Origin of the sequence: Cedecea neteri, assembly GCF_000758305.1 — a bacterium.
GTDB lineage: Bacteria > Pseudomonadota > Gammaproteobacteria > Enterobacterales > Enterobacteriaceae > Cedecea > Cedecea neteri_C.
Window position 1 is genome coordinate 1,138,568 of the sequence record NZ_CP009458.1, and the last position, 14,134, is coordinate 1,152,701.

11 protein-coding genes are annotated in these 14,134 nt (G+C 54.8%); 6 read left to right on the forward strand and 5 right to left on the reverse strand.

All coding sequences use genetic code 11. From position 1 onward, the window contains the following. The first annotated feature begins 96 nt into the window (after positions 1 to 96). Positions 97 to 1,470: an oxygen-independent coproporphyrinogen III oxidase gene (gene hemN / locus LH23_RS05330; protein WP_039289125.1), complete on the forward strand. Its 1,374-nt coding sequence runs from the start codon at positions 97 to 99 to the stop codon at positions 1,468 to 1,470. Positions 1,471 to 1,516: 46 nt separating this feature from the next. On the opposite strand, the gene glnG is transcribed toward hemN, so the two are convergent. The 3 genes from glnG to glnA form a co-directional block, all read right to left on the reverse strand. Further along, positions 1,517 to 2,932: a nitrogen regulation protein NR(I) gene (glnG, locus tag LH23_RS05335; RefSeq protein ID WP_039289127.1), complete on the reverse strand. Its 1,416-nt coding sequence runs from the start codon at positions 2,930 to 2,932 to the stop codon at positions 1,517 to 1,519. Between the two features lie 8 nt (positions 2,933 to 2,940). Then, a complete protein-coding gene (glnL, locus tag LH23_RS05340) occupies positions 2,941 to 3,990 on the reverse strand; it encodes a nitrogen regulation protein NR(II) (RefSeq protein WP_039289128.1) in 1,050 nt (349 codons plus the stop codon). 137 nt (positions 3,991 to 4,127) lie between these two features. Further along, positions 4,128 to 5,537 (reverse strand): glutamate--ammonia ligase, encoded by a 1,410-nt coding sequence (glnA, locus tag LH23_RS05345; protein ID WP_039289129.1) that lies wholly within the window; start codon positions 5,535 to 5,537, stop codon positions 4,128 to 4,130. 376 nt (positions 5,538 to 5,913) lie between these two features. Here glnA and typA point away from each other — a divergent pair, with 376 nt between their 5' ends. The 5 genes from typA (at position 5,914) to fabY (ending at position 10,766) form a co-directional block, all read left to right on the forward strand. Next, positions 5,914 to 7,737 (forward strand): ribosome-dependent GTPase TypA, encoded by a 1,824-nt coding sequence (gene typA / locus LH23_RS05350; protein ID WP_039289131.1) that lies wholly within the window; start codon positions 5,914 to 5,916, stop codon positions 7,735 to 7,737. 150 nt (positions 7,738 to 7,887) lie between these two features. Then, positions 7,888 to 8,484 (forward strand): glucose-1-phosphatase, encoded by a 597-nt coding sequence (gene yihX / locus LH23_RS05355; RefSeq protein WP_039289132.1) that lies wholly within the window; start codon positions 7,888 to 7,890, stop codon positions 8,482 to 8,484. Continuing rightward, on the forward strand, positions 8,481 to 9,353 hold the full coding sequence (locus LH23_RS05360) for a virulence factor BrkB family protein (protein ID WP_039289133.1): 873 nt from the start codon (positions 8,481 to 8,483) through the stop codon (positions 9,351 to 9,353). The genes yihX and LH23_RS05360 overlap by 4 nt, the downstream gene beginning before the upstream one ends. Further along, positions 9,350 to 9,787 carry a D-aminoacyl-tRNA deacylase gene (gene dtd / locus LH23_RS05365; RefSeq protein WP_008457399.1) on the forward strand — a complete coding sequence of 146 codons (438 nt, stop codon included), beginning with the start codon at positions 9,350 to 9,352 and terminating at the stop codon, positions 9,785 to 9,787. Before LH23_RS05360 ends, dtd begins: the two co-directional genes overlap by 4 nt. A 37-nt stretch (positions 9,788 to 9,824) precedes the next feature. Next, entirely contained in the window at positions 9,825 to 10,766 is a 942-nt protein-coding gene (gene fabY / locus LH23_RS05370; protein WP_008457400.1) for a fatty acid biosynthesis protein FabY, read from the forward strand. Positions 10,767 to 10,779: 13 nt separating this feature from the next. Here fabY and LH23_RS05375 read toward each other — a convergent pair whose 3' ends face one another. Both LH23_RS05375 and LH23_RS05380 read right to left on the reverse strand, forming a co-directional pair. Beyond that, positions 10,780 to 12,462, reverse strand: coding sequence for an AsmA family protein (locus tag LH23_RS05375; protein WP_039289134.1), 1,683 nt, complete (start codon positions 12,460 to 12,462; stop codon positions 10,780 to 10,782). A 121-nt stretch (positions 12,463 to 12,583) separates the two neighbouring features. After that, positions 12,584 to 13,975, reverse strand: a complete 1,392-nt coding sequence (locus LH23_RS05380; RefSeq protein WP_039289135.1) for a nucleobase:cation symporter-2 family protein — start codon at positions 13,973 to 13,975, stop codon at positions 12,584 to 12,586. Positions 13,976 to 14,134: the final 159 nt, after the last annotated feature.

The window sequence follows — 14,134 nt, forward strand, 5'->3', positions numbered from 1 at the left end:
GCTGCAGAATTCGCTGCGGCGAAGGGTTATGGCTCGTGGAGCGAGCGGGCCAGCTTCGCCTCGTCGGCGCCGGCGACAACACCGCAAGGAGTGAGAATGTCTGAGCAGTTAATCGACTGGGATCTGGCTCTGATCCAGAAATATAATTATTCAGGGCCGCGTTACACCTCTTATCCAACCGCGCTGGAGTTTTCTGAAGCCTTTGGCGAACCCGCATTTTTGCAGGCGGTTGCCCGTTACCCGGAGCGGCCGCTGTCGCTTTACGTGCATATCCCGTTCTGCCACAAGCTTTGTTATTTCTGTGGCTGCAATAAAATTGTGACCCGCCAGCAGCACAAGGCTGACCAGTATCTCGACGCTCTGGAACAGGAAATTATCCACCGTGCGCCGCTTTTTGCGGGCCGACAGGTTAGCCAATTGCACTGGGGCGGCGGGACGCCAACTTATCTGAGCAAAGCGCAAATCAGCCGCCTGATGGCGCTGCTGCGTGGCAATTTCCATTTTAATGATGACGCGGAACTGTCCATTGAAGTTGACCCGCGCGAAATTGAACTGGATGTGCTCGACCACCTTCGGCAGGAAGGTTTTACCCGCCTTAGTATGGGCGTTCAGGACTTCAATAAAGAAGTGCAGCGCCTCGTCAACCGAGAGCAGGATGAAGAGTTTATCTTCGCGCTGATCGAGCGCGCGCGGGCATTAGGGTTTACTTCCACCAATATCGACCTGATTTACGGCTTGCCAAAGCAAACGCCGGAAAGCTTTGCCTTCACGCTCAAGCGCGTGGCCGAGCTAAGCCCGCATCGCCTCAGCGTTTTCAACTACGCACACCTGCCGACGCTATTTGCCGCCCAGCGCAAGATTAAAGACGCTGACTTGCCGAGCGCGCAGCAGAAGATGGATATCCTGCAGGAAACCATCGCCTCGCTGACGGGGTCTGGTTACCAGTTTATCGGGATGGATCACTTTGCCCGCCCGGACGATGAACTGGCGATTGCCCAGCGGGAAGGCAAACTACACCGTAATTTCCAGGGGTATACCACCCAGGGGGATACCGATCTGCTGGGGCTTGGCGTGTCGGCCATTAGCATGATCGGCGACTGTTACGCGCAGAACCAGAAAGAGCTGAAGCGCTATTATCAGCAGGTAGATGAGCAGGGCAATGCGCTGTGGCGTGGCCTGGCGCTCACGCGGGACGATTGCATTCGCCGCGATGTTATCAAGGCGCTGATCTGCAACTTCCAGCTGAACTTTGCCGATATCGAACAAATGTGGTCTCTGACGTTTGCGGATTACTTTGCAGAGGATTTAGGCCTGCTGGCGCCGCTGGCGAAAGATGGGCTGGTGGAGGTCAGCGATCAGGGGATTCAGGTTACCGGTAAGGGACGTCTGCTTATTCGCAACATTTGCATGTGTTTTGATGCCTACCTGAGGCAAAAGGCGCGTCTGCAGCAGTTTTCGCGTGTGATATAAAAACGGCGGGGTTTAGCCCCGCCGTTATTTAACCTTTCGCAAAGCGCTATTCCATGCCCAGCTCTTTGAGCTTACGGGTCAGCGTGTTTCGGCCCCATCCCAACAGACGAGCTGCTTCTTGTTTGTGCCCTTGAGTGTGCCTCAGCGCAGTGGTTAGCAGCGTGCGTTCCATTTCCGGCTGAGCCTCAGAAAGCAGATCCTGATGACCGGAACGTAGCGCTCGTTCCGCCCACTGCGCCAGCAGCATAGCCCAGCTATCCGGGTTGGTCTGAGTGACTCCACCGCTTTCGGTCACTGTGGTTTCAAACAGCTCGCTCGGGAGATCCTGAATCAGCACTTCCTGACCCGCCGCCATGACCGTCAACCAGCGACAGGTGTTTTCCAGTTGGCGCACGTTGCCGGGCCAGGCGAGGCGCGTTAAGGCATTTTCCGTTTCCGGATGCAGCAGTTTTGCTTCTACGCCCAGTTCGCGCGCGGCCACTTGCAGGAAATGGCGTGCCAGACGCGGGATATCTTCCCGACGCTCGCGAAGCGGAGGCAGGTGAACTCGAATCACGTTCAGGCGGTGGAACAAGTCCTCACGAAACTTGCCTTCCTGCACCCGCTGCTCAAGGTTCTGGTGGGTTGCGGCAATAATACGCACATCCACTTTTACCGCCGCGTAGCCGCCCACGCGGTAAAACTGGCCGTCGGCCAGCACGCGCAGTAAACGAGTCTGAACGTCCAGCGGCATATCACCTATTTCGTCGAGAAACAGCGTGCCGCCGTCAGCCTGTTCGAAGCGCCCCTGGCGAATCTGGTTGGCACCGGTAAAAGCCCCTTTTTCATGCCCGAACAGCTCTGACTCGATTAAATCTTTGGGAATAGCCGCCATATTGAGCGCGATAAACGGCGATTTCACCCGCGGGCTGTGGCGGTGCAATGCATGCGCCACAAGCTCTTTGCCTGTCCCGGATTCACCGTTAATCAGTACGCTGATAGAGGAGCGCGACAGGCGGCCAATAATGCGAAACACGTCCTGCATCGCCGGGGCTTCGCCGATGATGTCGGTCGTTGGTCCGTTATCCGGCGCATTACGCGGCTGCTGCTGTTCCTGATAGTGGCTGATAGCGCGTTCAACCAGCGCTACCGCCTCATCGATATCAAACGGTTTTGGCAGATAATCGAAAGCCCCCTGTTGATAGGCGCTAACGGCCGCGTCTAAATCCGAATGCGCGGTCATGATGATGACCGGCAGCATCGGGTGGCGCTGCTTAATCTGCTTTAACAGGGCAAGACCGTCCATGCCGGGCATACGAATGTCCGACAGCAGTACGTCCGGGGTTTTGGTCGCCAGCGCGTCCAGCACCTCATTGCCATTCTCAAAGGTGGTGCAGCTTAATCCGGCTCCGGTTAACGCGCGCTCAAGGACCCAGCGGATGGAGCTATCGTCGTCAACGACCCAAACTATCCCTCGTTGCATAATGACCTCTACTTCCGAATAGGCAGGTAAACCGAAAATTCGGTATGACCAGGCCAGCTGTTGAATTCGATTTTCCCCGAATGCTGGTCGATAAGGCTACGCGCTATGGAAAGACCCAGCCCGGTGCCGCCTTCTCGCCCACTGACCATCGGGTAGAACAACGTGTCCTGCAAATGTGCCGGGATACCCGGGCCGTTATCTTCAATATCTATGCGTGCCGCGAGACGATAGCGTGAGCCATGCAGCGTCAGCTGGAAAGCCGTGCGGGTGCGTAAAATAATTTCGCCGCCTTCGCTACCCAGCGCCTGCAGCGCATTGCGAACGATATTCAGTAAAACCTGCTCTATCTGATCCGGATCGTGTGCAAATTCCGGCAAACTTGGATCGTAATCCCGTACAAGAGTGACGTTCTCTGGCAGCTCCATCGACACGAGTTTCACCACGCGTTCGGCCACTTTATGAATGCTCTCGGTGACGTGCATGCCCGGCTGCTGAGGCCCTAACAGGCGATCGACCAGATTACGCAAACGGTCCGCTTGCTCAATAATGACTTTGGTGTACTCCGTCAGCGACGGGTCGGGAAGCGCTTTACTCAGCAGTTGCGCCGCGCCGCGTAAGCCGCCTAATGGGTTTTTAATCTCATGCGCAAGGCCACGAACTAAATCTCGGGCGGCAATCTGCTGCGCATGTTGCAGCTGTTCCTGACTCAATCGACGCTGATTATCCATCGGCGCCATTTCCATCAGGATGTACCCTTCCGGAAGCTTTTGCGCCGTCAGAGAGAGAATGTGCGATCGGCCATCAATGACCAGCGTCACCTCGTTGTCGGTAAACCCCTGGCCTGCCATAAGGCTTTCCTGCATGACGCCTATATTCAACGAGAAATAACTCAACAGGTCCGGCAGCGGTGTGCCGTACAGCTTGCGTGAACTCTGCGCCAGCAATTGCTGTGCCGCAGGGTTAGCGTAATGAACCGCCAGCTCGTCATCCACGAGCAGGATGCTGTTGATGAGAGAATTCAGAATCTGCCCAGCATCGGGCAGCGCGCCAGTTGCCATACAGCAGTCTCCGTGCACCGTTTTAGTGCATTATAGTATTTGGGTGACAAAAAACAGCGTCACAGAGGGATCCGATGGAGAAAAAAGCCCATCCGAAGATGGGCCAAAGTTTCCACGGCAACAAAAAACAACTTCAATTAGACGCTGTAGTACAGCTCGAACTCTACCGGATGCGGAGTCATGCGAACGCGGTCGTTTTCTTCGATACGCAGTGCGATGTAAGCATCGATAGCGTCGTCGGTGAATACGCCACCCGCAGTCAGGAACTCACGGTCTTCGTTCAGTGCATTCAGTGCTTCTTCCAGAGAGCCAGCAACCTGTGGGATCTCTTTCGCTTCTTCTGGCGGCAGGTCATACAGGTTTTTGTCCATGGCTTCGCCTGGGTGGATCTTGTTCTTAATACCGTCCAGACCCGCCATCAGCAGCGCTGCGAAGCACAGGTATGGGTTAGCCGCTGGGTCCGGGAAGCGCACTTCGATACGACGTGCTTTCGGAGACGCAACAACCGGGATACGGATAGAAGCAGAACGGTTACGGGCAGAGTAAGCCAGCATAACTGGAGCTTCGTAGCCTGGGACCAGACGCTTATAGGAGTTGGTGGTTGGGTTCGCCAGGGCGTTGATTGCTTTAGCGTGTTTGATAACACCACCGATGTAGTACAGCGCTTGCTCAGACAGGCCAGCATATTTGTCACCGGAGAACAGGTTTACGCCGTTCTTGGACAGGGACATGTGGCAGTGCATGCCGGAACCGTTATCGCCAAACATTGGTTTTGGCATAAAGGTCGCGGTTTTGCCGTAAGCGTGAGCCACGTTGTGTACAACGTATTTGTAGATCTGAATTTCGTCAGCTTTTTTGGTCATGGTGTTGAAGCGGGTTGCCACTTCGTTCTGACCAGCGGTCGCCACTTCGTGGTGATGAGCTTCAACAACCAGGCCCATTTGCTCCATGGTCAGACACATAGCAGAACGCAGGTCCTGAGAAGAGTCGACCGGTGGCACTGGGAAGTAACCGCCTTTCACCGCTGGACGGTGGCCTTTGTTACCGCCTTCGTATTTGGTGCCGGTGTTCCATGCGCCTTCGATATCATCGATAGCAACGTGGGAGCCGGAGATAGAGCTGCCGAAACGAATGTCGTCGAACAGGAAGAATTCTGGCTCTGGCCCGAACAGAACGGTGTCTGCGATGCCGGTAGAGCGCAGGTAGTCTTCAGCGCGTTTTGCAATAGAACGCGGGTCACGGTCGTAGCCCTGCATGGTGCCTGGCTCGAGAATGTCACAGCGGATAATCAGGGTAGAGTCCGCGAAGAACGGGTCGATGACCGCTGTGGTTGGATCTGGCATCAGCACCATGTCGGATTCGTTGATACCTTTCCAGCCACCAATCGAGGAGCCGTCAAACATTTTGCCTTCTTCGAAGAAGTCAGCATTTACCTGATGAGCAGGAATAGTGACGTGCTGTTCTTTACCTTTAGTGTCGGTAAAGCGCAGATCAACAAACTTAACTTCATGCTCATTCAGCATCGTCAAAACGTGTTCAGCGGACATACTTAAACTCTCCCGGATTGGTGTAGTCGTCGTGGTAACGAGGTAATCAAACACTTCTTAATGTGGCTTTTCGCCATAAAATGTTTAAAGCGAAATCTGTGCCAACTTTTAAATCACCCTAAAAAGGCGCTATCATGCGCACCATAGTGCAAAAGGGCTGCACCAGGATGAATAATTTGCACCAATATAGTGCTTCAGTATGAAACCTGAGCACCATATTGGTGCAATTTACGTTATGGCTCCCTTTTTAGCTCCGTGAAAGCGATCACAAACCCTTACTTTCTGCATTGTTTGTAAAGGTTCTTTGTGATCCTGTTCTGTCCTTCGATTAATACGTGTACAATAACGCGCTATTTCTAATGCCTGAGGCAAAGTTGTGATCGAAAATCTGCGTAATATCGCCATCATCGCGCACGTTGACCACGGTAAAACTACCCTGGTTGATAAGCTGCTGCAGCAGTCTGGTACCTTCAGTGAGCGTGCTGAAACTACTGAACGCGTGATGGACTCCAATGACCTGGAGAAAGAGCGTGGGATTACCATCCTCGCTAAAAACACCGCTATCAAATGGAATGACTACCGTATCAACATCGTTGATACCCCAGGACACGCCGACTTCGGTGGTGAAGTTGAGCGCGTAATGTCAATGGTTGACTCCGTTCTGCTGGTGGTTGACGCAATGGATGGCCCAATGCCGCAGACGCGCTTCGTAACCAAGAAGGCGTTTGCCCATGGTTTGAAGCCAATCGTGGTTATCAACAAAGTTGACCGCCCTGGCGCGCGTCCTGACTGGGTTGTGGATCAGGTCTTTGACCTGTTCGTTAATCTTGATGCGACCGACGAACAGCTCGACTTCCCAATCATCTATGCATCCGCACTGAACGGTATCGCGGGTATGGATCACACTGATATGGCGGAAGACATGACCCCGCTGTACCAGGCTATCGTTGATCGCGTACCGGCACCAAGCGTTGACCTTGATGGTCCACTGCAGATGCAAATTTCCCAGTTGGACTACAACAACTACGTTGGTGTTATCGGCATCGGCCGCATCAAACGCGGTAAAGTGAAGCCAAACCAGCAGATCACTATCATTGATAGCGAAGGGAAAACCCGTAACGGTAAAGTCGGTAAAGTGCTGACCCACCTGGGTCTGGAGCGTATCGAGTCTACCGAAGCTGAAGCTGGTGACATCATCGCTATCACCGGCCTGGGCGAGCTGAACATCTCCGACACCATTTGCGACCCGCAAAATGTTGAAGCGCTGCCAGCGCTGTCCGTAGATGAACCAACCGTTTCCATGTTCTTCAACGTCAACACTTCTCCGTTCTGCGGTAAAGAAGGTAAGTTCGTGACCTCTCGTCAGATTCTGGATCGTCTGAACAAAGAGCTGGTTCACAACGTTGCGCTGCGTGTTGAAGAAACCGAAGATGCGGACGCATTCCGCGTTTCCGGTCGTGGTGAACTGCACCTGTCCGTTCTGATTGAAAACATGCGTCGTGAAGGTTTCGAACTGGCGGTATCCCGTCCGAAAGTTATCTTCCGCGAAATCGACGGCCGCAAACAAGAGCCGTTCGAGAACGTGACTCTGGACGTTGAAGAGCAGCATCAGGGTTCCGTGATGCAGGCGCTCGGTGAGCGTAAAGGCGACCTGAAAAACATGAATCCAGACGGCAAAGGCCGCGTGCGTCTTGACTACGTTATCCCAAGCCGTGGTCTGATCGGCTTCCGTAACGAATTCATGACCATGACCTCCGGTACCGGTCTGCTGTACTCCACCTTCAGCCACTATGACGATATCCGTCAGGGCGAAGTGGGCCAGCGTCAGAACGGCGTGCTGATCTCCAACGGTCAGGGTAAAGCGGTTGCGTTTGCGCTGTTCGGTCTGCAGGATCGCGGCAAGCTGTTCCTGGGCCACGGGGCTGAAGTTTACGAAGGCCAGATCATCGGTATCCACAGTCGTTCTAACGACCTGACCGTTAACTGCCTGACCGGTAAGAAGCTGACCAACATGCGTGCTTCCGGTACTGACGAAGCGACCACTCTGGTTCCTGCGCAGAAAATGACCCTGGAGCAAGCTCTGGAGTTCATCGATGACGACGAACTGGTAGAAGTGACCCCGCTGTCCGTGCGTATTCGTAAGCGCCACCTGACTGAAAACGACCGTAAACGTGCGGGTCGTGGTAGCAAAGAAGCTTAAGTTTCTTTTCTGCAGTCTGCTAAAGCCCTACCTGTATAAAGGCGGGGCTTTTTTATTTCTGCCTTAGAATGCGCAACCTCGCCTTCCTCTGATAGTCAAAGTCAGCCTTTCCCGCTACAGTTATTTCTCCATGTCGGAAAGGAGGTGCGCATGCTGTATATCTTTGATTTAGGTAACGTCATCGTTGATATCGACTTTAATCGCGTGCTCGGTGTCTGGAGCGATTACAGCCGGGTGCCGTTAGCCAACCTGCAGAAAAGTTTCGCGATGGGAGAAACCTTCCATCAGCATGAACGTGGGCAGATAACGGATGAAGTGTTTGCCGAACGCTTATGCCACGAAATGGACGTAGCGCTCAGCTATGAGCAGTTTGCCGCAGGCTGGCAGGCGATTTTCATTGGCCTGCGCAAAGAGACGATTGGCGTCATGCAGAATCTTCGTGAGCAGGGACATCGCGTGGTGGTCCTTTCCAATACTAACCGCCTGCATACCGGTTTCTGGCCTGATGAATACCCGGAAGTGGCGCAGTCGGCCGACAAAATCTATCTCTCCCAGGAAATGGGGATGCGCAAGCCGGACGCGGAAATCTACCTCAAAGTTCTGCAGGAAGAAGGCTTCTCTGCCGATCAGGCCGTCTTCTTTGATGATAATGCCGACAACATTCACGGTGCACGAGCGTTGGGCATCACGAGTATTCAGGTGATCGACAAGCAGACTATCCCGGACTGGTTTGCTAAACAGGGATGATCAAAAGCGTGCCCCGTAAAACCGCACATCGCCTCAGGCCGCTCTGGGCCTGGGGCAAACTGCTGTGGCAGCGTATCGACCAGGACAACATGACGACTCTGGCAGGTAACCTTGCCTATGTGTCATTGCTGTCTCTGGTGCCGCTGGTGGCGGTTGTCTTTGCGCTGTTTGCCGCATTTCCGATGTTTGCTGATATCAGCGTTCAGCTGCGCCACTTCATCTTCGCCAATTTTATGCCCGCTACCGGCGACGTGATTCAGCGCTACATCGAACAGTTTGTCGCGAACTCCAACAGAATGACGGCGGTGGGGGCCATCGGGCTGATCGTCACCTCGCTGCTGCTGATGTATGCGGTAGACAGCGCGCTGAATACCATCTGGCGCAGTAAGCGCGTGAGACCGAAGGTGTACTCCTTCGCCATTTACTGGATGATCCTGACGCTTGGGCCGCTGTTGGCCGGGGCCAGCCTGGCAATAAGCTCTTACCTTCTTTCTCTACGCTGGGCCTCAGAACTCAACAGCATGCTTGATGAAGTCCTGCGCATTTTCCCTCTGCTGCTTTCCTGGCTTGCGTTCTGGCTGCTTTACAGCCTGGTGCCGACGACCAGCGTTCGGGCAAAGGACGCCATGATAGGCTCGCTGGTTGCCGCGTTACTGTTTGAGCTGGGCAAAAAGGGCTTTGCCCTCTATATCACCATGTTCCCTTCTTACCAGCTGATTTACGGCGTACTGGCGGTGATCCCCATATTATTTGTCTGGGTCTACTGGACCTGGTGTATCGTGTTGCTGGGGGCGGAAATTACCGCCTCGCTGGGCGACTACCGTAAATTGCGACAGGCTGCAGAGCAGGAAGAACTGGAAGAACAATGATTGCATTAATTCAGCGCGTTACCCGTGCCAGCGTCACCGTGGAGGGTGAGGTTACGGGTGAAATTGGTCCCGGACTTTTGGTGTTGCTGGGTGTCGAAAAAGAAGATAACGAACAGAAAGCGAATCGCCTGTGCGAGCGTGTATTAGGGTATCGAATTTTCAGTGACGAGCAGGGCAAGATGAACCTGAACGTCCAGCAGGCGGGCGGCAGCCTGTTGGTGGTGTCTCAATTTACGCTGGCGGCGGACACGGAACGCGGGATGCGTCCGAGCTTCTCCGGTGGCGCAGCGCCACAGCAGGCCGAAGCCCTTTATGAATATTTTGTCGAGCGCTGCAAACAACAAGGTATCGACGCCCCAACCGGGCGATTCGCCGCCGATATGCAGGTTTCGCTAATTAATGACGGGCCGGTGACGTTCTGGCTGCAGGTGTAAGCCTCGCCATCCGGCTCGCGCAACGAGAGAATAATGTATGTATCACCTTCGTGTGCCACAAACAGAAGAAGAACTAGATCGTTATTATCAGTTCCGCTGGGAAATGTTGCGCAAACCGCTTCACCAGCCAAAAGGTTCCGAACGTGATGCCTGGGATGCAATGGCGCATCACCAGATGGTGGTCGATGAAGAGGGCAACACCGTTGCCGTGGGACGCCTGTATATCAATGCTGATAATGAAGCCGCGATTCGCTTTATGGCGGTTCACCCGTCGGTGCAGGATAAAGGCTTAGGGACGCTGGTAGCTATGGCACTGGAATCCGTGGCGCGCCAGGAAGGCGTTAAGCGCGTAACCTGTAGCGCACGTGAAGATGCAGTCCCGTTTTTTGCCAAGCTTGGCTTTGTGAACCAGGGGGAAATTACCACCCCGCAAACCACGCCGGTACGCCACTTCCTGATGATTAAGCCGGTCGCCACGCTTGACGATATCCTTCACCGGGGCGACTGGTGTGGGCAGCTTCAACAGGCGTGGTACGAACATATTCCTCTGAGCGAGAAAATGGGCGTGCGTATTCAGCAGTACACTGGGCAAAAATTTATCACCACGATGCCGGAAACGGGCAACCAAAACCCGCACCACACGCTCTTTGCGGGGAGTTTGTTCTCGCTGGCCACGCTAACCGGCTGGGGGCTTATCTGGCTGATGCTGCGTGAGCGTCATTTGGGCGGGACGATTATTCTGGCCGATGCCCATATCCGTTATAGCAAACCGATCACCGGAAAACCGGGGGCAACGGCCGACCTCGGGTCACTGAGTGGTGATTTGGACAGGCTGGCCCGGGGCCGCAAAGCTCGCGTAGCGCTTGAGGTCGAGCTTTACGGGAATGACACGCCCGGTGCGGTGTTTGAGGGCGTCTACCTGGTGCTGCCTGCTAAACCGTTCGGCCCTCTGGAAGAGGGCGGAAACGAAGAAGAGTAGGTCAGGATGCAGGCTACGCGCCGGGCACATCTCCGTTACGCATAGTCTGCTGGATCTGTTGCCCACTGGCGCTGGTGGCCTGCAAGGTACCATTTACGGTGGGCTTCAGCGCACTGCCTGCGGCCATCTGACCGGTCGCCGAAAGCTGCAGATTTCCGTTCCCCTCCAGCGGCAGAGCAGGCCAGCCCCAGGCGTGCAACACATTCACCGGCACGCTCTGGCCCTTCAGGCTAACGCTCACTGCTCGCTGTGGCGTCTGGCTCACGTTTGCCGTGGCTTCCAGTAAGCCTTCACCCGCGAACGCACTTAGCTCCGTTATCGCCACCTGGCTCTGATTCGCCGTTAGCGACAGCGAAGGGCGCCGCACGTCAACGCGGTTAAAGGTGGCGGCCGCGGCATTAAACGAGGCATTGCCGGACCAGATACCCCACTGATGATCCCGTACCAGTTGGATATTTGTTGCGGTGCCATCCATCCCGGTGAGCTGGAATGGCCATGCCGGGTCGATATCGATAATCAGATTACGGTTAGCGGAGAATTTTTTCACCGTGACGCTGTTCAGCCAGTCAGGCAGTTTCTCCATCCACAGGGTCTTCCAGTTGGATGGGAGTGTGTATTCCAGCCCGCCCACGACCACTTCATCCATCACCGTTTGATTGCCGTCGCGTAACCATTGCCCGGAAGCACGAACCAGGCCGCCCTCCCAGCGTGAACTAAATTGCCGGAGTGTGGCACCTGCCGGGGCAAAATCGACGTTCACGATCGGATCCTGCAAATGCAGCGAGCCATTGATGAATTCGCTGGCGTTCATCGATAGCTGGCCGTCATCGCTTTGCCATCCCCCGTTTGCCAGCGTCAGATTCCGCAGGCTAAGGGCGAGGTCGCTTACCGCCCACTCTTTCCCTTCCAGCCGCGCATCGGTTATTTCAAGACGATCGATAGTTAATGAGGGAACAGATGTTACTGGCGCAAGAAAATCGGTGAGTGATTTTGCCGTTTGCAGACGAATGTCATTGAGGCGCAGGTTGCCCACCTGCCACGAGCCGTCGGCATTGCGGTGGGCATTGCCCGTCAGCGAGCCGCGAGCAACGTCCGCCCCGATAGTGGTCAGCGTGACCTGTTCATTATCCAGGTTTCCCTGCAGCAGGACGTTGCTGGCGTTGATGCCATTGAGTGTCAATGAGCCAGCGCTGAAGGCAACAGTCGCTTTATTCCCCAGCACTTTTCCCGCTTGAGGCTGCCAGGGTGAAACACCACCTTCAACGCGCTGGGCGCTGAGATCCCACTCGCTATCAGGGCTGTTAATAGCCATATCCTGCAATTGCAGTCTATCTGCCTCGAGTGGGAATGGTACGGCGTTTGCGCTGAGGTTCAGCGTGCCTTGCTGGAGCAAAATGGTGTCAACGTAGAGAGGCTGGGTGAACTGTCGCGTACTCAGGCCGATATCCACATTCTTTGCTACAAGCGTAGCGGGCTGGCCGGCGCGGCCAAAAGTAACGTTATGGAACACCAGATGGGTGGGCGAAGACCAGTCATGCGCCATCTCATTGAAAGAGAGGTGGTAATTCGTCTTTTCATTCACCCAACTGCTGATTTGGCCCGCGCCCCAGCGGGTTTGCAGCAGGATGTAAAAGGCAACCAGCGCCAGTATCACAAGGCCCAACAGGATAAGAACCAGCTTTCCGAGGAATTTCATTGCCTTCCACCCCTTTCAGTTTCGCTAAGGGTGTTATGCCCGATTTACCGGCGTAGCTCAAGGAGGGGATTGTCAAAGGAGATTTCGCGCCGGCAAAAATCATTGCCGGCGCGTGAGAGGATTATTCTTTTTCTGGCGGGAAAATCAGGTTCAGCACGATGGCCGTGATCCCACCGGCAGCAATGCCTGAAGAGAGCAGGGTTTTCAGCCAGTCAGGCGCGAACTGAAGGATCAGCGGCTGCTGGGACACGCCAAGGCCAACGGCGAGCGACAGGGCGATAATCATAATCGCACGGCGGTTCAGCGGTTCGCGGGAGACAATACGTACCCCGGAAGCGGCAATAGTGCCGAACATTACAATCGTTGCGCCGCCAAGAACTGGCTCAGGGATGTGCTGCACGAAGCCGCTTACAGCCGGGAACAGACCAAGCACGATCAGCATCAACGCGACAACAAAACCGACATAGCGACTGGCAACGCCGGTCAGCTGAATGACACCGTTATTCTGACCAAAGCAGGAATTCGGGAAGGTATTAAACACGGCAGAAACGCAGGAGTTGAGGCCGTTTGCCAGCACGCCGCCCTTGAGGCGCTTCATGTACAGCGGGCCGGAAACAGGCTGCTCTGATACGTCGGAGGTGGCGGTGATATCGCCGATGGTTTCCAGTGAGGTCACCATAAACACCAACATAAGCGGGATCAGCAGGCTCCAGTCGATACCAAGCCCGTAATACAACGGCGTAGGAACCATGATGAGGTCGGTGTTCGTGGCCTGAGTCGTGGCTGGCAGCATGCCCAGCGCCCAGGCGAGCAGATAACCCACGGCCATGGCGATGACCAGGGATGCGACGCGCAGGTACGGATTACGCTGGCGGTTCAGCAGGATTATCACCAGCAGAACGGCGCCCGCCAGCAGCAGATTTTTTGGTGCGCCAAAAGTATGATCGGCCATGGCGCCATAGCCACCGCCGATAGAAGTCAGCCCAACTTGAATCAGGGACAGACCGATAATCATGACCACCACGCCGGAAACCAGAGGGGTAATAATGCGGCGAGCAAGATGCAGTACGCGTGAAATCAGCATTTCTGTGCAACTGGCAAGCATCAGGGTGCCGAACAGCGCTGCCATCATCGTCGGCACGTCAGCACCGCCGTTTTTCAGCGCCATACCGCCCATAATCAGCGGTGAAACAAAGTTAAAGCTGGTGCCCTGAATCGACAGCAGACCTGAACCTACCGGGCCCCAGGCTTTGATTTGAATAATCGAAGCCACGCCAGAGGCAAATAAAGACATGCTGATAATGTGCTGAGTGTCCGATGCCGGTAATCCCAGGGCCTGGCAAATTAATAAAGCCGGGGTAATCACCGCCACAAACATCGCCAGCAGGTGCTGGCAGGCGGCGAAAAGCGTTTGTGGAAGCGGCGGGCGATCTTCAAGGCGATAGATTAGTTCGCTCGGATGAGTCTGCGCAACCGGTTGCGCATTTTCTGACTCTACGGCATTGACGGACATCAGAGGTATCTCGTGGCTGGAAAAGCGCTGATTTTAACGGACTGAACGGTAAAAGCAAACGATTGCTAGTCGGGGGTGATAAGAGCGAAATGTCATAAATTGAGCATTAGTTATAACGAAGGCGCATTTTTTGGTTAAAATGTGCCGGCTGATTTCATC

What these genes read in the sequence shown, in the direction of transcription:
- hemN (WP_039289125.1), top strand. Translation starts at nt 97, where the DNA reads ATGTCTGAGCAGTTAATCGACTGGGATCTGGCTCTGATCCAGAAATAT.
- glnG (WP_039289127.1), bottom strand. Translation starts at nt 2,932, where the DNA reads ATGCAACGAGGGATAGTTTGGGTCGTTGACGACGATAGCTCCATCCGC.
- glnL (WP_039289128.1), bottom strand. Translation starts at nt 3,990, where the DNA reads ATGGCAACTGGCGCGCTGCCCGATGCTGGGCAGATTCTGAATTCTCTC.
- glnA (WP_039289129.1), bottom strand. Translation starts at nt 5,537, where the DNA reads ATGTCCGCTGAACACGTTTTGACGATGCTGAATGAGCATGAAGTTAAG.
- yihX (WP_039289132.1), top strand. Translation starts at nt 7,888, where the DNA reads ATGCTGTATATCTTTGATTTAGGTAACGTCATCGTTGATATCGACTTT.
- LH23_RS05360 (WP_039289133.1), top strand. Translation starts at nt 8,481, where the DNA reads ATGATCAAAAGCGTGCCCCGTAAAACCGCACATCGCCTCAGGCCGCTC.
- dtd (WP_008457399.1), top strand. Translation starts at nt 9,350, where the DNA reads ATGATTGCATTAATTCAGCGCGTTACCCGTGCCAGCGTCACCGTGGAG.
- fabY (WP_008457400.1), top strand. Translation starts at nt 9,825, where the DNA reads ATGTATCACCTTCGTGTGCCACAAACAGAAGAAGAACTAGATCGTTAT.
- LH23_RS05375 (WP_039289134.1), bottom strand. Translation starts at nt 12,462, where the DNA reads ATGAAATTCCTCGGAAAGCTGGTTCTTATCCTGTTGGGCCTTGTGATA.
- LH23_RS05380 (WP_039289135.1), bottom strand. Translation starts at nt 13,975, where the DNA reads ATGTCCGTCAATGCCGTAGAGTCAGAAAATGCGCAACCGGTTGCGCAG.